General features: G+C 73.9%; 16 protein-coding genes. 8 read left to right on the forward strand and 8 right to left on the reverse strand.

Translation table 11 applies throughout. From position 1 onward, the window contains the following. Positions 1-104: 104 nt before the first annotated feature. Entirely contained in the window at positions 105-557 is a 453-nt protein-coding gene (locus ACFV9W_RS33700) for a DUF4442 domain-containing protein (RefSeq protein ID WP_385768854.1), read from the reverse strand. A 170-nt stretch (positions 558-727) separates the two neighbouring features. Here ACFV9W_RS33700 and ACFV9W_RS33705 point away from each other — a divergent pair, with 170 nt between their 5' ends. Beyond that, complete coding sequence (locus ACFV9W_RS33705; protein WP_385768856.1) at positions 728-2,050, forward strand: MFS transporter; 1,323 nt, start codon at positions 728-730, stop codon at positions 2,048-2,050. On the opposite strand, the gene ACFV9W_RS33710 is transcribed toward ACFV9W_RS33705, so the two are convergent. The 3 genes from ACFV9W_RS33710 to ACFV9W_RS33720 all read right to left on the reverse strand — a co-directional run bounded on the left by ACFV9W_RS33710 (position 2,037) and on the right by ACFV9W_RS33720 (position 5,141). Beyond that, complete coding sequence (locus tag ACFV9W_RS33710; RefSeq protein WP_385768858.1) at positions 2,037-2,900, reverse strand: spermidine synthase; 864 nt, start codon at positions 2,898-2,900, stop codon at positions 2,037-2,039. The two genes, ACFV9W_RS33705 and ACFV9W_RS33710, sit on opposite strands and share 14 nt — an antisense overlap. A 56-nt stretch (positions 2,901-2,956) precedes the next feature. Continuing rightward, entirely contained in the window at positions 2,957-4,153 is a 1,197-nt protein-coding gene (gene tuf / locus ACFV9W_RS33715; protein WP_385768860.1) for an elongation factor Tu, read from the reverse strand. A gap of 283 nt (positions 4,154-4,436) precedes the next feature. Beyond that, on the reverse strand, positions 4,437-5,141 hold the full coding sequence (locus ACFV9W_RS33720) for a DNA alkylation repair protein (protein WP_385768862.1): 705 nt from the start codon (positions 5,139-5,141) through the stop codon (positions 4,437-4,439). Between the two features lie 87 nt (positions 5,142-5,228). Here ACFV9W_RS33720 and ACFV9W_RS33725 point away from each other — a divergent pair, with 87 nt between their 5' ends. Then, positions 5,229-5,942 (forward strand): TVP38/TMEM64 family protein, encoded by a 714-nt coding sequence (locus tag ACFV9W_RS33725; RefSeq protein ID WP_385768864.1) that lies wholly within the window; start codon positions 5,229-5,231, stop codon positions 5,940-5,942. Here the strand turns inward: ACFV9W_RS33725 and ACFV9W_RS33730 are convergent. Continuing rightward, a complete protein-coding gene (locus ACFV9W_RS33730) occupies positions 5,872-7,101 on the reverse strand; it encodes an MFS transporter (protein ID WP_385768866.1) in 1,230 nt (409 codons plus the stop codon). The genes ACFV9W_RS33725 and ACFV9W_RS33730 overlap by 71 nt on opposite strands. A gap of 332 nt (positions 7,102-7,433) precedes the next feature. On the opposite strand from ACFV9W_RS33730, the gene ACFV9W_RS33735 reads away from it, so the two are divergent. Next, positions 7,434-8,420, forward strand: coding sequence for an ArsR/SmtB family transcription factor (locus ACFV9W_RS33735; protein ID WP_385768868.1), 987 nt, complete (start codon positions 7,434-7,436; stop codon positions 8,418-8,420). Positions 8,421-8,575: 155 nt separating this feature from the next. Further along, entirely contained in the window at positions 8,576-9,451 is an 876-nt protein-coding gene (locus ACFV9W_RS33740) for an undecaprenyl-diphosphate phosphatase (protein WP_385768870.1), read from the forward strand. A 47-nt stretch (positions 9,452-9,498) separates the two neighbouring features. Here ACFV9W_RS33740 and ACFV9W_RS33745 read toward each other — a convergent pair whose 3' ends face one another. Beyond that, positions 9,499-10,206 (reverse strand): SDR family NAD(P)-dependent oxidoreductase, encoded by a 708-nt coding sequence (locus ACFV9W_RS33745; protein WP_385768872.1) that lies wholly within the window; start codon positions 10,204-10,206, stop codon positions 9,499-9,501. 101 nt (positions 10,207-10,307) lie between these two features. Here ACFV9W_RS33745 and ACFV9W_RS33750 point away from each other — a divergent pair, with 101 nt between their 5' ends. Together ACFV9W_RS33750 and ACFV9W_RS33755 are read left to right on the forward strand one after the other, a co-directional pair. Next, positions 10,308-11,159 (forward strand): helix-turn-helix transcriptional regulator, encoded by an 852-nt coding sequence (locus tag ACFV9W_RS33750; protein ID WP_385768874.1) that lies wholly within the window; start codon positions 10,308-10,310, stop codon positions 11,157-11,159. 99 nt (positions 11,160-11,258) lie between these two features. Beyond that, the gene (locus tag ACFV9W_RS33755) at positions 11,259-11,432 is read left to right on the forward strand and encodes a hypothetical protein (protein ID WP_385768876.1); all 174 of its coding nucleotides are present in this window, start codon (positions 11,259-11,261) and stop codon (positions 11,430-11,432) included. Between the two features lie 40 nt (positions 11,433-11,472). Here ACFV9W_RS33755 and ACFV9W_RS33760 read toward each other — a convergent pair whose 3' ends face one another. Both ACFV9W_RS33760 and ACFV9W_RS33765 read right to left on the reverse strand, forming a co-directional pair. Next, positions 11,473-12,213, reverse strand: coding sequence for an SDR family oxidoreductase (locus tag ACFV9W_RS33760; protein ID WP_385768878.1), 741 nt, complete (start codon positions 12,211-12,213; stop codon positions 11,473-11,475). Between the two features lie 60 nt (positions 12,214-12,273). After that, positions 12,274-12,945 carry a hypothetical protein gene (locus ACFV9W_RS33765; protein ID WP_385768880.1) on the reverse strand — a complete coding sequence of 224 codons (672 nt, stop codon included), beginning with the start codon at positions 12,943-12,945 and terminating at the stop codon, positions 12,274-12,276. A gap of 100 nt (positions 12,946-13,045) precedes the next feature. On the opposite strand from ACFV9W_RS33765, the gene ACFV9W_RS33770 reads away from it, so the two are divergent. Together ACFV9W_RS33770 and lnt are read left to right on the forward strand one after the other, a co-directional pair. After that, positions 13,046-13,522: a nuclear transport factor 2 family protein gene (locus ACFV9W_RS33770; protein WP_385768882.1), complete on the forward strand. Its 477-nt coding sequence runs from the start codon at positions 13,046-13,048 to the stop codon at positions 13,520-13,522. Positions 13,523-13,621: 99 nt separating this feature from the next. Next, entirely contained in the window at positions 13,622-15,199 is a 1,578-nt protein-coding gene (lnt, locus tag ACFV9W_RS33775; RefSeq protein ID WP_385768884.1) for an apolipoprotein N-acyltransferase, read from the forward strand. Positions 15,200-15,214 lie beyond the last annotated feature (15 nt).

Raw genomic sequence — 15,214 nt, forward strand, 5'->3', positions numbered from 1 at the left:
GGGGGGCGCCCTCGGGGCCGCCCGCCCGCCGCCCGGCCCGGCCGACGCCCCGCCCCCCCTCGGCGCCGCGCGGGCCCCCCCCCCCCCCCCGCGGCACGGATGGTTCAGCTGTTGGGACGCAGCGTCCACAGAACGGTCATCTCGCCGGTCACGGCACCGTCCTCGCGCGTGATCGCGATGCTCACCGGGAACTCGGGGCGCTCGCCCGCGTCGAGCTCGGCGACCACGTCGGCGACCGGACGGCCGAGCGTCGCGGTGGCGGTGACCGGACCCATCGCCAGCTTCTTGTACGCGATGTCGGCGCTCACGGCGAGCGGCACGGCGCGGGAGAGCTGGTCGCCGAAGGCGGCGAGCACGATGGCGCCGCTCGCGGACTCGCCGAGCGTGAACATCGCGCCGGCGTGCGGCCCGCCCACGTGGTTGTGGTAGTCGGCCTGGTCGGGCAGCGAGAGGACCGCCTTCTCGGGCGAGGTCTCGTGGAACTCGAGGTTCAGGGTGCGGGCCATCGGCACCGTGGCGGCGAGCATCTCGCCGATGGACATCTGATCAGCGCTCATGCCCGTATGTTACCCACGGGTAGCCCGCTTGGCCATCCCCCGCTCGCACCCGCTCACGCACCCGATCGCCCACCCGGTCAACCGGGAGATATCAGGCATCGGCCGACCAATCACCCGGTGTCCGGGGAAACGGTTTGTCGATTCAGCGCCATGGCGGCGATAGTCCCTCCGTGACCTCTGCCGCCGCCCCCGACCCGAAGCGTCCGCGCCTGCGCCCCACGTGGGCCGGACGGAACTACACGCTGCTCTCCGTCTCGGCGGTCGTCACGACACTCGGAGCGCACGGCGCGCTGATCGCCTCCGCGTTCGCCGTGCTCGACGCGGGCGGCGACGGCGGCGACGTGGGCCTGGTGGCCGCGGCCCGCACGCTGTTCCTGGTGGTCTTCCTGCTCGTCGGCGGCGCGGTCGCCGACCGGCTGCCGCGGCACCACGTGATGGTCGCGGCGAACGCCCTCAACTTCCTCTCCCAGGGCGCGTTCGCGCTGCTCGTCCTCCAGGGCGATCCGAAGCTGTGGCAGATGATGGCGCTCAGCGCGCTCGGCGGCATGGGGCAGGCCTTCTTCAATCCGGCGGCCGAGGGCATGCTGATGGCCTCCGTCTCCGGCGAGCAGGCCAGCCGCGCCTTCGCCCTGTTCCGGATGGGGATGTCCGGGGCCGGGGTGGGCGGCGCCGCGCTCGGCGGAGCGATGGTCGCGGCGTTCGGACCCGGCTGGGTGCTCGCCGTGGACGCGGTGGCGTTCCTGGTCGCGGGAGCGCTGCGGATGTTCCTCGACGTCAAGCACATCGCGCCGCGGGAGCCGGGCGGCGGGCTGCTCGCCGACATGCGGGACGGGTGGCGGGAGGTCATCGGCAGGCCCTGGCTGTGGACGATCGTCGCCCAGTTCGCGGTCGTGGTCGCGGTGGTCGGCGCGGCCGAGTCGGTGTTCGGGCCGCTGGTGGCGCGCGACGAACTGGGCGGGGCGGGGCCGTGGGGCATCGCGCTCGGCGCGTTCGGCGTGGGCACGATCCTCGGCGGACTGCTGATGATGCGGTGGAAGCCGCAGCGGCTGCTGTTCGCGGCGACGCTCTCCGTCTTCTCGCTCGCGCTGCCGTCGGCGGCGCTCGCGGTCCCCGTGCCGCTCGGCTGGCTGATCGCCGTGATGTTCGTCAGCGGCGTCACCATCGAGATATTCGGCGTCTCCTGGATCACCGCACTGCACCAGGAGATCCCCGAGGAGAAGCTCTCGCGCGTCTCGGCCTACGACTGGTTCGGCTCGGTGGCGATGGTGCCGCTGGCCACCGCGCTCGCGGGCCCGGCCGAGTCGGCCTTCGGGCGGACCGCCTCGCTGTGGGGGTGCGCGGCGCTCGTCGTCGTCGCCACGTCCGCGGTGCTGTTCGTGCCGGACGTACGGCATCTGCGGCGGCGCGAGCCGGGCGGCGCCAAGGTCGCCGCAGGCGGTACGACGCCGCAGGCCGAGGTCACACCGCCGGCCCCTGACGTCACCCCACGCTGAACGAACCGCCCGGCGGCTCCGGCGAGGGCACCGCGTCCGCGTCCGCCACCGGCTTCGCGTCGCCGACGAAGCGGCGCAGCGCCGCACCGTGCTCCACCCGTGCGGGGAACGCGTCGCGGGCGGTGCGCCGGGCCAGCTCCGCCACGTCCAGCTCGTCGCGCGAGGCGAGCAGCACGGCGTTGCCGAACCGCCGCCCCCGCAGCACCGCGGGCTCGGCGACGAGCGCGACGTTCGGGAACACGGCGGCGAACGTGGCCAGTTGGGACCGCAGGAACGCGAAGGGCGCGCCGTCCGCGAGATTCGCCGCGTACGTGCCGCCGGGCCGCAGCACCCGCGCCGCCTGCCGCGCGTACGCCAGGGTCGTCAGGTGCGCGGGCACCCGGGAGCCGCCGAACACGTCCGCCACGAGCACGTCCGCCGAGGCGTCGGGCGCCGCCTCCAGCCAGGCCCGCGCGTCGCCGCCGTGCACCGTGATGCCCGTGCCGTCCGGCACCGGCAGATGTTCGGCGACCAGCGCGAGCAGCCCCTGGTCGGCCTCGACGACGTCCTGCCGCGAGCCGGGCCGGGTGGCGGCGACGTACCGGGGCAGGGTCAGCGCGCCGCCGCCGAGGTGCAGCACGTCGAGCGGGGCGCCCTCGGCGCCGAGGCAGTCGAGGACGTGGCCGAGCCGGCGCGCGTACTCGAACTCCAGGTGGGCGGGCTCGTCCAGGTCCACGTACGACTGCGGCGAGCCGTCCACCGTGAGCAGCCAGGCCCGCCGCCGGTCGACGTCGGGCAGCAGCTTGGCGGTGCCGTGGTCGACGTCGCGGGTGACGGGTATCGGCTCGGGGTCGGGCGGGGATGCGTTCACGTGCACATTGTGCCGCTGTGGGGCCGCGACCAGTACGGTCCCGGCCCCACTCCGGTTCACTCCACTGCGGTCACCGTCCCCGCCCCCACGGTCCGCCCGCCCTCACGGATCGCGAACCCGAGACCGGCCTCAAGCGGGACGTCCCGCCCCAGCTCGACCGTCATGCCGACGGTGTCCCCGGGCCGGGCGACGGCCACCTCACCGAGGTCGACGTCCCCGACGACGTCCGCGGTGCGCAGGTAGAACTGCGGCCGGTACCCGGTGGCGACGGGCGTGGAACGGCCGCCCTCCGCCGCCGACAGCACGTACACCTGCGCGGTGAAGCGCCGTGCGGGCTTGACCGTGCCCGGCTCGGCGACGACGTGCCCGCGCCGCACCGCGTCGCGCGGCACCCCGCGGAGCAGCAGCGCCACGTTGTCCCCCGCCTGCGCCTCCTCCATCGGCTTGCCGAAGGTCTCGACGCCGGTGACGACGGTCTCCAGGTCGTCGGCCGTGCCGTACACGCGCACCCGGTCCCCCACCCGGATCCGGCCGCGCTCGACCGCTCCGGTCACCACCGTGCCGCGCCCGCTGATGGTCATGACGTTCTCGACCGACAGCAGGAACGGCGCGTCCACGTACCGCTCCGGCATCGGAACGTACGTGTCCACGGCGTCGAGCAGCGCCTCGATCGAGGCGGTCCACCGCGGGTCGCCCTCGAGGGCCTTGAGGCCGGACACCCGCACCACCGGCACGGATTCGCCCCCGTACCCGTGCGCGGACAGCAGCTCGCGGACCTCCAGCTCGACGAGGTCGGTGAGCACCGTGTCCTCGCCGTCGTCGACGGCGTCCGCCTTGTTGATCGCGACGACGATGTGGTCGACGCCGACCTGCCGGGCGAGCAGCACGTGCTCGGCGGTCTGCGGCATGATCCCGTCGAGCGCCGAGACGACGAGGATCGCCCCGTCGAGCTGGGCGGCGCCCGTGACCATGTTCTTGACGTAGTCGGCGTGGCCCGGCATGTCCACGTGCGCGTAGTGCCGGGTGTCGGTCTCGTACTCGACGTGCGCGATGTTAATGGTGATGCCGCGCTGCGCCTCCTCGGGCGCCTTGTCGATGCGGTCGAAGGAAACGTACTGGGTACCGCTGCCGGCGCCGCGGTCGGCGAGGACCTTGGTGATGGCGGCGGTCAGGGTGGTCTTGCCGTGGTCGACGTGGCCCATGGTGCCGATGTTGAGGTGCGGCTTGGTGCGCACGTATGCCGTCTTGGGCATGGCTGGCCGTGTTCCTTTCCGGAACAAGAAAAGTGAAGCCTCCTGGTACCGAGGCGGGGACCCCTGAGCCGGACCGACCCTCCCCCTGCGGGGTCCGCCGGAGTGTCCGGGGAGGGTCAGCTTCGCGCGCCGTCCGCTGCCGCGGCGGTCAGGAAAGCGGCAGCCTGAGCAGCGCCCGCGACTGCGGGCGTAGCTGCGTGGAAGGCGTGCCGGAACATGTGGCAGATCTTCTCCGACTCGGGCCCCCGAGTCGAACGATTTTCCGCGCCCCGAGCGGGGGTTGTCAGCCCACGTTCTTCAGGGCCTCGCGCACCGAGAGCGGCGCGAGGGTGCCCCGGTGGGCGGCGAGGAAGGACCGTACGGCGTCGGGGTCGGTCTTCGCGTACTCGCGCAGGGCCCAGCCGATCGCCTTGCGGATGAAGAAGTCCGGGTGTCCGGACTGGCGCAGGCAGTACGCGAAGAGCCGGTCGGTGTCGGTGGCGTCCTTGTGGCGGAGCTGGTGGAGCAGCGCGGTCCTGGCCACCCAGAGGTCCTCGTCCTCGATCCACGCGTCCATGTCGGCGCGCAGCTTCGGGTCGGCCGCGACGAGGCCGCCGACGATGTGCGCCGCCAGGAGGTCGACCGTGTCCCACCACGGCACGGTCGTGATCAGCTCGCGCGCGACGGGCAGGAAGCCGGACGTGAGGCCGCGCGCATGGCGGCGCAGGTAGTCGATGGCGAAGTAGGCGTACTCACGCTCCGGCAGCGCCCAGCAGCGCAGCGCGACGGCGGTGAGGTCGCTCTCGCCGGGGCGCGGCGTGCCGTCGAGCACGGCCTTGGTCAGCCCCCGGCGCACGGGGGACGCGAGGCCGAGGAAGGGGGCCACGTCCTTCATGTACGCACGCATGTGCGCGGCCCGCACGGGATCGGCGGAGGCGCCGTAGACCTCGGGGAGGCGGGCGAGCAGGGTGTCGGCGAGAACGCTGGACGGCGGCGCGGTGACAGGCACGTGACGCTCCTCGCAACTGGGGCAGGATCCACGAAAATGAGACACAACCTACGGCGATCTTATGTGGGGGTCGGTTAGTCTCCCCGGATGTTCGAGACCGTCCCCGCCCGTCCCGCCGGGTTCGCCGCCCGTTTCGGCCAGGCGCTGCTGTCGCCCTGGTCGCGGCTCTCGCTGCTGGTGCTGCTGCTGGCCGCGGGCGGGACGTGCGTACTCCTCTTCGAGCCGCAGCGGCTGATCACGCAGGGCTGGCCGCCCCAGGTGAACGGGGCGGCGGCGGTCGTCCTGTTCGCGGTGGCGTACGGGGTGTGCACGGTCGCGTTCGTCCCCAAACCGCTGCTCAATCTGGCGGCGGGCGCCCTGTTCGGTTCCCAGCTGGGGCTGCTCGGCGCGCTCGGCGGGACGGTCCTCGGCGCAGGCCTTGCCTTTCTGCTCGGCCGGCTGCTCGGCCAGGACGCGCTGCGGCCGCTGCTGCGCGGGCGCTGGCTGAAGGCGGCGGACGGCCAGCTCAGCGAGCACGGCTTCCGGTCGATGCTCGCGGCGCGGCTCTTTCCCGGCGTCCCGTTCTGGGCGGCGAACTACTGCGCGTCGATCTCGAGGATGAGCATCGTCCCGTTCCTCCTCGCCACGGCGCTCGGCTCGATTCCGAACACGGCGGCGTACGTGGTGGCGGGCGCCCGCGCCTCGACGCCCACGTCGCCCATCTTCCTGATCGCGATGGGCTTCATCGTCGTCACGGGGTGCGCGGGCGCGGTCGTGGCGTGGTGCAAGCGGCATCAGCTGCGCAAGCGGGCGTCGGACTGACCGGCTCCCCCTTGAGGCCCCTGCCGAGGCGCAGCGTCACCGCGACGGAGGCCGCGGCGAGCACCGTCATCGCGGTGGCGGGCGAGGTCGCCTGGGCCAGCGCGCCCGCGAGCACCGCACTCACGCCCTGCATGGTCAGCATGCCCGCGGTGTGCAGGCCGAGGGCGTGCCCGCTCAGCCGCTCCGGGGTCAGCGCCACCAGCCGCTCCTGCAGCAGCAGGCTCGCGGAGAAGCCGACCGAGGCGAGGGCGACCGCCACCGCGGCGAACGGCAGCGGCGGGCGCAGGGCGAACACCAGGTACGGGACGGCGAGCAGCAGCCGCAGCGGTGCGGCGAGCCGGGCCCGCCACCGGGGCGGCAGGAAACGGCCGGTGAGGACGTCCCCGGCGAGCATGCCGAGGGCGGCGCTCGCGAGCAGCACGCCCGCGTGCCCGGGGTCGTAGGGAACGAACAGCGCCTCGGATCCGACGATCAGCCCGTTGGGCACCCACAGCGCGAGATAGACGTAGCGGCGCGGGACCGAGGACCACAGGGCGGCGTTGCCGCGCATCGTCTCGCGCGGGGACGGGCGCCCGGCGGCGCGCGCCGGGTGCCGGGCCAGTCCGCACCGGGCGACCAGCGCGGCGAGCGCGTAGAGACCGGCCGCGACGAGGAGCGTGCCGCGCGCCGACAGGACGGCCACGAGCAGCCCGCCCAGCGCGTACCCCAGGATCTGACAGACGCCCGCGCTCATGTTCAGGACGGAACGGCCGAGCAGATAGCCGTCGCGGGCGAGGATGTCGGTGAGCATGCCGTAGCGGACCCCGCCGCCGAGCGCCGAGGGCACTCCCTGGACGAGAACCAGCGCGAGGGCAGCCGCCGTCGGCAGACCGGGCGTCGCCTGCGCCGCCGTGGCGAGTCCCAGGAAGAGCGCGAGCCCGACGAGGGCCGCGCGCGGCGGCACCCGGTCCGCCGCCGAGAGCAGCGTGAGCGCGCCGACGACCTGGGCGAGCGAGGGCCCGAACATGGCGAGCGCGGACAACAGCGGCGACCCGGTCGCGGCATAGACGAGCGACCCGAGCGCGAGCCCGCCGACCGTCTGCCCGGCGATCTGGAGCGAGACGGTGGCGAACAGGGCCGGATATTCGGGCGTACGGAACAGGCCCCGGTAGGTGTCCATGCGGTGAGGCTGCGGGGCGCGGGAGGTGGGGCGTTAATGTTTCGCGGACTAGCGAAAGGTGTGGTGGCGGGGCGTGCGGTGACGACACTGTGGTCGCGGGTCGGGGGGCGGGTGTGCGGGGGCATGTGGGTGCGGGGCACGCGAGCGCGGTAGCACATGGGCGCGGGGCACGCGGAAGCGGAGCACATCGCCACGAGACGTGCCCCTCGCGGCAGCACACAGACCCGGGACACGCGGCAGCGGGACACCCGCTCGCGGCAGCACACAAGCGCAGCGCACGCAGCCGCGAGACACACCGCTCGCGGGGACGAGGCGAGTCGAGAGGCGGAGCCATGGGCATCTGGCAGGTCGACGCGGACACGCTCGCGGGCAGCCGGTTTGTCGTGTCGCGGCTTGCGGAGGCGACCGCGAGCCTGAAGAAGCTGGCGGCCCCCGTCGCCGCGCATCCCGGCGAACGGCGCTGGCTGGACGCGCACCTGCCCGCCTACCGTGCGCGGCTCGCCGCAGAGCCGACGACGGCGCTGCTGCTGGACGCCGCGTTCGGGGCGCGGTGGATCGCCGACTTCATGACGCCCACGCCGGACGGCGTCCGTGAGGACGATCTGGCGGACGGGCTCGATCGGATCCGCGCCACGCCGCCGGACGCCGTCCGCGCGAACCTCGCGGTCTCCTCGCCGCGCCCGCTGCCCGACGCGCTCGCCCGCGCCGACGACCTGGCGGACCGCGCGGCGGACCTGCTCGCGTGGGTGTGGCGGGAGACCGTGCTGCCGGAGTGGCCGCGCCGCCGCCGGATCATCGAGGCCGATGTCCTCGCCCGGACCAGGGAGTTGACGCGCGGCGGCTGGGCCGCGGCCTTCGGCGGGATGCGCCCCACGATGGGCTGGCTCGGCGAGGGCCGGCTGCGGATCAACGCCCACGACTACCCGCCGCGGAACATCGCGGGCACACGGCTCCTGTTCGTCCCGGTCACCCCGAAGCAGGGCTGGGTGTCGTGGCCCGAGGAGACCCCGGTCGACCGGTACGCGGTGATCTACCCGTGCGCGGGCGCCCTCGCGGACACGGACAGGACGGCGCCGCCCGGCGCGCTCGCGGCGCTGCTCGGCGCGGCCCGCGCCCAGGTCCTCGTCCTCCTCGGACAGCCGCTGACGACGACCCAGTTGGTGGCCCTCACCGGCCAGGGCCTCGGCTCGGTCGGCCGCCACCTGAAGGTGCTGCACGGGGCCGGCCTCGTACAGCGGCGCAGGGCGGGCCGCTCGGTGCTCTACGTCCGTACGCCGGCGGGAGACACGCTGCTGCGGGCCGGTCGGCCGGACCTGTAAAGGCCGCGCTCACGCCCCTGTGGTGCTCCCGTCACTTTCGAACGCTACTCTGCCCCACGCGACCTCTGGGCCTCGTGTGCCGGGAGTTCGCGCCGCCCCGCCTGGCCCGCGTTCGCGGCAGGACCCGCCGAGCACCTGGATCGCGTACCCACCTCATGTCCTGGTTCGAATCTTTCATCCTCGGGCTCGTCCAGGGCCTCACCGAGTTCCTGCCGATCTCGTCGAGCGCCCATCTGCGTCTCACGGCCGCGTTCGCGGGGTGGCACGATCCCGGCGCCGCCTTCACGGCGATCACCCAGCTCGGCACCGAGACAGCGGTCGTCATCTACTTCCGCAAGGACATCGCGCGGATCATCTCCTCGTGGTTCAGGTCGCTCACCGACAAGACGATGCGGGGCGACCACGACGCGAAGATGGGCTGGCTCGTGATCGTCGGCTCGATCCCGATCGGCGTGCTGGGCGTGACGTTCAAGGACCAGATCGAGGGCCCGTTCCGCGATCTGCGGCTCACGGCGACGACGCTGATCGTGATGGGTGTCGTCCTCGGCATCGCCGACCGGCTCGCGGCCCGCGACGAGGCGGGCGGCCGGCACCGGGCGGCGCGGCCCCGCAAGGAGCTGAAGGACCTCTCCGTCAAGGACGGCCTGATCTACGGCCTGTGCCAGGCGCTCGCCCTGATCCCGGGCGTCTCCCGCTCCGGCGCCACGATCAGCGGCGGCCTCTTCCTCGGCTACACCCGCGAGTCCGCGGCCCGCTACTCCTTCCTCCTCGCGATCCCCGCGGTCCTCGCCTCCGGCGTCTTCGAGCTGAAGGACGCGAGCGAGGGCGGCCATGTCTCCTGGGGACCCACGATCTTCGCCACGCTGATCGCCTTCGCCGTCGGCTACGCGGTGATCGCCTGGCTGATGAAGTTCATCTCGACCCGCAGCTTCATGCCGTTCGTCTACTACCGCATCGCCCTCGGCATCGCCCTGTTCGTGCTGGTGAGCGTGGGCGTGCTGAGCCCGCACGCGGCGGAGTCGGCGGGCTGACGGGGTTCCCGCACGAGCGGCGGCCCGCCGCGTTTGCCGTAGGGGTCTCACCAGGGCAGCGGCCCCTCGGCGGAGACGTACGTGCCCGTGGGCCCGTCGGCCCCGACCCGTGCCATCCGGACGATGATCTCCGCGCCTTCCTCCACGGTCTGGACGCCCGTGTTCCCGTTCAGGTCGGTCCTGGTGAAGCCGGGTTCGACGGCGTTGATCCGGATCTCCGGGAACGCCTTGGCGTACTGCACGGTCAGCATGTTCACGGCGGTCTTGGAGGCCGGGTAGGCGAGGCCGGGGTAGGCGGCGGCCGGGTTCCCGGCGTCGGTGGCGCCCGCGAGGGAGGCCAGGCCGCTGCTGACGTTGACGACGACGGGGGCGGCGGAGCGGCGCAGCAGCGGCAGGAACGCGTGGGTGACGCGGACGGTACCGAAGACGTTCGTCTCGAACAGCGGGCGCAGGGTGTCGGCGGTCTCGTCGGCCGGGAGCACGATGCCGTTGCCCTCGGTGCGGCCCTCGATCCCGGCATTGTTGATCAGTACGTCGAGGCCGCCCTCGGCCTCGATCGTCTTCGCTGCGGCCGCGACGGAGGCGTCGTCGGTGATGTCGACGACGACGTGCCGGGCGCCGAGCTCCTCGGCGGTGCGGCGGCCGCGCTCGGCGTCGCGGGCGCCGACGTAGACGGTGTGCCCGGCCTCGACGAGGCGGCGGGCGGTTTCCCGGCCGAGGCCCTTGTTGGCCCCGGTGATCAGTGTGGTGGTCATGGGTCCAGGCTGCGCCGGGGGCGGCCCCGCAACCAGCGCTCCGGTCTTCCTGGGACCGCCCGTACCAGGAAGATCCGGCCCCGACGGGGCACAGTGGTGACATGGCACATGCGGAGCTCGGCGACTTCGGGGACACGGTGCGGCGCTGGCGGGACCGGGTCTCGCCGGGGGCCGCGGGGATCGCGTCCGTGGGGCCCCGGCGGGCCGCGGGGCTGCGCCGCGAGGAGCTGGCGCTGCTCGCGGGGATCTCGGCGGACTACGTCACCCGGCTGGAACAGGGCCGCGCCACCCACCCCTCCGACCAGGTCGTGGAGGCGCTGGCCCGGGCGCTGCGGCTCACGGACACCGAGCGCGAGCACCTCTTCCGGCTCGCGGGCCTCGCGCCGCCCGGCCTGGAGACGGTGCCGGCCCGGCTGACGCCCGGCGTGCGGCGGCTCCTGGACCGGCTGTCCGGGACACCGGCCGCCGTGTTCGACGCGGCGTGGACGCTGCTGCTGGCGAACCCGCTGTACACGGCGCTGCTCGGCGAGCGCCCCGAGTGGGGCGGCCACGGGCGCAACGCCGTGTGGTGGACGTTCCTCGGCCCGACCAGCCGGGTCCGCCAGACCCCCGACGAGCGGCAGGCCATGGAGACGGCTCTGGTGTCGGACCTGCGCACGACCGCGAGCCGCTACCCGCTGGACCCGCGCCTGCACACGCTCGTCGACGAACTCCGCACGCGCAGCCCGCGCTTCGCCGAGCTGTGGGACTCGGGCGCCGTCGGCCGGCACGCCGCCGCGCGCAAGACGGTCGACCATCCGGAGGTCGGCCCGCTGACGCTGGACTGCGACATCCTCACGGTCGCGGGCGACGACCTGCGGGTCATGCTCTACACGGCCGAACCCGGCACCCCGGACGCGGACCGCCTGACGCTGCTGACGACCGCGGTGCTGCCGACCATGGTCGGCGCCTGACCAGGCCCGGAACCAACTCCTTTACAGCATCGGTCACTTGATGCTCAGTACCGCTCGCTCAGGGTTCCCAATCGGGTGCCCCGCACGTAGCCTTGGCACATGCCGCCCGTCACTTCTGGTCCTGTGCGGTCTGCCGAGGAAGTCAACGAGCAGATCCGCGGATTGTGGCTGCGCACCGGCGGCCGGCTCAGCGGCGAGCAGCGCGCCGAGTACGCGCTGCTGGTCACGGAGTGGGCGGCCGCGGTGCGCGCGGAGGTCGTGAAGGCGGCCTGAACCGCCTCCGGCCTTCATCCCCCTCGGTCCCCCGGCCCGCTCAGCGGCCTCCGGCCACCCTCAGCACGGTCCCTGTCGCGTACGACGCGTCCGGTGACAGCAGCCAGGCGATCGCCGCCGCGATCTCCTCGGCCGCCCCGGGGCGGCGCAGCGGGATGCCCGGGGCCGCTTCCCACGCGATGTCGGGCGTTCCACTGGTGGCGTGGATCTCGGTGTCGACGATGCCGGGCGCGACGCCGTTGACCCGCACGCCAGCCGGGCCGAGTTCCTTGGCGAGGCCCAGCGTGATCGTGTCCACGGCCGCCTTCGACGCGGCGTAGTGCACGTACTGGCCGGGGCTGCCGAGGGTGGCGGCCCCGGAGGACACGTTCACGATGGCGCCCGCGCCCGCCGCCGTCATGTCGCGCGCCGCGCGGCGGCAGCACAGCAGGACCCCGAGGACGTTGACGTCGAGGACGCGGCGGAAGTCCTCGGTGCGCGCCTCGGCGAAGGGGCCGACCGGCGCGGTGACGCCCGCGTTGTTCACCAGGCCTGTGAGCGGACCGAGCCCGTCGCGCGCCTCGTCGAACAGGCGCTCCACGTCGGCCTCTTGGGAGGTGTCGGCCCGCACGACGGCGCACCGGGCGCCCTCGGCGCGCACGGCCTCGGCGGTGCGCTCGGCGGCGTCCTTGTCGCTCACGTAGGACAGGGCGACATCGTGCCCGTCGCGCGCGAGACGTACGGACGTGGCGGCGCCGATGCCCCGGCTGCCGCCGGTGACCAGCGTGATGGGGCGGTTCAAGGGGGCCTCCTGGTCAGAAGTACGTCCCCGTGGACCGGGATGTGGCCACGCGGACGATGATCATGTCGCGCCGGGCGCACCGTACCAGCGCCACTTCCCGCGCCGCTCCCTGCCCTCCAGTTCGCCGCGCCCCGTGGCCCACAGCAGCGTCGCCCAGGGGTCGGTGTCACCGGGGACGTCGGGGAAGAGGCGCTGCAGCGTGCGCGCGCACAGGTCGGCCGGCGCCTCGAACGCGATGCCGAGGCCGAGCGCCAGATCGTGCGCGTGCACCAGCGTCTCGACGACGCCCATCGCGGCGAAGCCCTCGGGGTCGGAGGCCCCGAAGACATGGAATCCGCGGGCGCTCGGCGGGGTCGCGCGCACCACCGCGGCGAGGATGCCGCCGCCCGACTCCAGGGCGCCGAGCATCGCGGACGGGCCCGCGTCGAGTTCGACGGTGATTGTGTTGGCGGGGCCCTCGGCGCGGCGCCTGCTGTAGCCCCAGCGCACGTAGTCGTCCGCCAGAGGGCGCAGTGACCCGATCTGCGCGGCGTAGAAGAAGAGGTCGTCGGCGAGGTGCTCGCCGGTCTCCCAGCACGTCCACTCGAGCGGGCCCGCCGGGGCGTTCCAGTCGGCGTCGGCGGGAGCGGTGCGCAGCGCGGTGACCGCGAGTTCGACGGCTCGCACGACGTCCTCCGCCGTGACGGGTCCTGGTGCCCCGGCCGGGACTCGCGTGTTCGGATCAGCTGACATGGCGCGACCGTAACAGCGCACGCCCCGCGCTCCCCAGGAGTTTTCGACCCGACGGCGCACGCCTCTTGGCTCCGTGCGCCCAGGGCCCGAGACTGAGCCGATGACGCAGCGTGTGGAACTCGCGACCGTCCTCGACCGCCTCGCCGTCGACGAGTTGGTGACGGACTACGCCGCGGCCGTGGACGACGGCGACTGGGCGGCGTACCGCGCCCTGTTCGAACCGGAGGGCCGCGCCGACTACCGGGAGGCGGGAGGCATCGAGGGCAGCGCGGAGGAAATCGCGCAGTGGCTGTCCAAGACGATGGAGCTGTTCCCAATGCGTCAGCACCTGATCGTGAACCGGCGGGTCCGCTTCGACACCGTCGACCGCGACATCGGCGACACGGGCCGCGTCCGGGCCGACTACTTCAACCCCATGCGCTTCGCGGGCGACGGCGACTCGACGGCCCCCGATTTCATCTGCGGCGGCCGGTACGCCTTCGACCTGGTGCGGGCGCCCAGCGGCTGGCGGCTGCACCGGGTGACGGTCTACGAGAAGTGGCGCCGCGTCCCCCAGCAGGTCGTGAGGGGAAGCTGACCCGCGCCCGCTTCGCCCACTGTCGTTGATCGTCGGCGGCGCGCACACTGGAGAGCGCTGGGCGATGGTCGTACGAGTACGGGTCGGGAGGCGCGGCGCATGGAGCGGTGGCGGCAGCGGCTCGACACGTCACGGTGGTGGCGCGGCGCCGCCGCGGTCGGTGCGGGCGCCCTGCCCGCGCTCGCGTTCCCGGCCCCCTCCCTGTGGTGGTTCGCGTACGTCGCGCTCGTGCCGTGGATGCTGCTCGCGCGCTCGGCCGGGACGCCGCGCCGGGCGGCGCTCGACGGCTGGCTGGGCGGGCTCGGGTTCATGCTCGCGGTGCACCACTGGCTGCTGCCGAGCCTGCACGTGTTCACGCTCCTGCTCGCGGCGCTGCTCGGCGCGCTGTGGGCGCCGTGGGGCTGGCTGCTGCGCCGCCTTCTGCACGGCCGGCCGACGCCGGGGCAGGCGGCGACCGCGCTGCTCGCCGTCCCTTCGTGCTGGCTGATGGTCGAACTGGTCCGTTCCTGGGAGGGCTTGGGCGGCCCGTGGGGGCTGCTCGGCTCCAGTCAGTGGCAGGTGACGCCCGCGCTGCGGCTCGCTTCGGTGGGCGGCGTCTGGCTGCTCAGCCTGCTCGTGGTGGCGGTGAACACCGGCGTGACGCTCCTCGTCGTCGCGCGCGGCGCCCGCGCTCCGGCGGTGGCGGGCCTGGTCGCGACGGTCACGGTCACCGGGGCCGCGTGGGCGTGGGCGCCGAAGCCGGAGCCGGACGGGCGGTCGCGGATCGCGGTGGTGCAGCCGGGCGTGGTCGACGGCATCGGCAGCATCAAGGCCCGCTTCGACCGGGAGGTGGAGCTGACCAGGCAGCTGACGGGCCGGGACGTGGACCTCGTGGTCTGGGGCGAGAGCAGCGTCGGCTACGACCTGCCGCGCCGCCCCGCCCTGGCCCGCCGGCTCGCCGCGCTCTCCCGCGAGGTGGACGCGGAGATCCTCGTGAACGTCGACGCGCGGCGCCGCGCGGCCGACGGCTCCGGCCAGGGCATCTACAAGAGTTCCGTGCTGGTCGGCGGGGACGGCCTCACCGGCGACCACTACGACAAGATGCGGCTCGTCCCCTTCGGCGAGTACGTGCCCGCGCGCTCCCTCCTCGGCTGGGCCACCTCGGTCGGCAAGGCGGCGGGCGAGGACCGGATGCGCGGCACGCGGCAGGTCGTGATGGACGTCCGCCACGGCGAGCGGACGCTGCGCGTCGGGCCGCTGGTCTGCTTCGAGTCGGCGTTCCCCGACATGACGCGGCAGCTGACGCGGGACGGGGCGCAGGTACTGCTCGCGCAGTCCTCGACGTCGACGTTCCAGCAGAGTTGGGCGCCCGAGCAGCACGCCTCGCTCGCCGCGCTGCGGGCCGCGGAGACGGGCCGCCCGATGGTGCACGCGACGCTGACCGGGGTCTCGGCGGTGTACGGTCCGGACGGGGCGCGCGCCGGTGCCTGGCTCGGCACCTCGGCGAGCACGGCCCGCGTCTACGACCTGCCGACCGCGCAGGGCACGACGCCGTACGTCCGCTTCGGCGACTGGCCGGTGCACGGGGCGGTGACGGTCCTGGTGCTGTTCGCGGCGTTCGAAGCCGCGCGGTGGTTGTCCTTCAAGCCCCTGCGGCGACGGAGCGGCGGGGTCCGGGGCGGGGCCCCGAGCCCGTAACGCCGTCGCGGTCCG

It is taken from the genome of Streptomyces sp. NPDC059897 (genome assembly GCF_042730865.1).
Taxonomy (GTDB): domain Bacteria; phylum Actinomycetota; class Actinomycetes; order Streptomycetales; family Streptomycetaceae; genus Streptomyces.

Excerpts from the sequence above, each read along its gene's own strand:
- ACFV9W_RS33730 (WP_385768866.1), bottom strand. The coding sequence starts at position 7,101 with ATGGACACCTACCGGGGCCTGTTCCGTACGCCCGAATATCCGGCCCTG.
- ACFV9W_RS33745 (WP_385768872.1), bottom strand. The coding sequence starts at position 10,206 with ATGACCACCACACTGATCACCGGGGCCAACAAGGGCCTCGGCCGGGAA.
- ACFV9W_RS33735 (WP_385768868.1), top strand. The coding sequence starts at position 7,434 with ATGGGCATCTGGCAGGTCGACGCGGACACGCTCGCGGGCAGCCGGTTT.
- ACFV9W_RS33770 (WP_385768882.1), top strand. The coding sequence starts at position 13,046 with ATGACGCAGCGTGTGGAACTCGCGACCGTCCTCGACCGCCTCGCCGTC.
- ACFV9W_RS33750 (WP_385768874.1), top strand. The coding sequence starts at position 10,308 with ATGGCACATGCGGAGCTCGGCGACTTCGGGGACACGGTGCGGCGCTGG.
- ACFV9W_RS33725 (WP_385768864.1), top strand. The coding sequence starts at position 5,229 with ATGTTCGAGACCGTCCCCGCCCGTCCCGCCGGGTTCGCCGCCCGTTTC.
- tuf (WP_385768860.1), bottom strand. The coding sequence starts at position 4,153 with ATGCCCAAGACGGCATACGTGCGCACCAAGCCGCACCTCAACATCGGC.
- lnt (WP_385768884.1), top strand. The coding sequence starts at position 13,622 with ATGGAGCGGTGGCGGCAGCGGCTCGACACGTCACGGTGGTGGCGCGGC.
- ACFV9W_RS33755 (WP_385768876.1), top strand. The coding sequence starts at position 11,259 with ATGCCGCCCGTCACTTCTGGTCCTGTGCGGTCTGCCGAGGAAGTCAAC.
- ACFV9W_RS33765 (WP_385768880.1), bottom strand. The coding sequence starts at position 12,945 with ATGTCAGCTGATCCGAACACGCGAGTCCCGGCCGGGGCACCAGGACCC.
- ACFV9W_RS33740 (WP_385768870.1), top strand. The coding sequence starts at position 8,576 with ATGTCCTGGTTCGAATCTTTCATCCTCGGGCTCGTCCAGGGCCTCACC.
- ACFV9W_RS33700 (WP_385768854.1), bottom strand. The coding sequence starts at position 557 with ATGAGCGCTGATCAGATGTCCATCGGCGAGATGCTCGCCGCCACGGTG.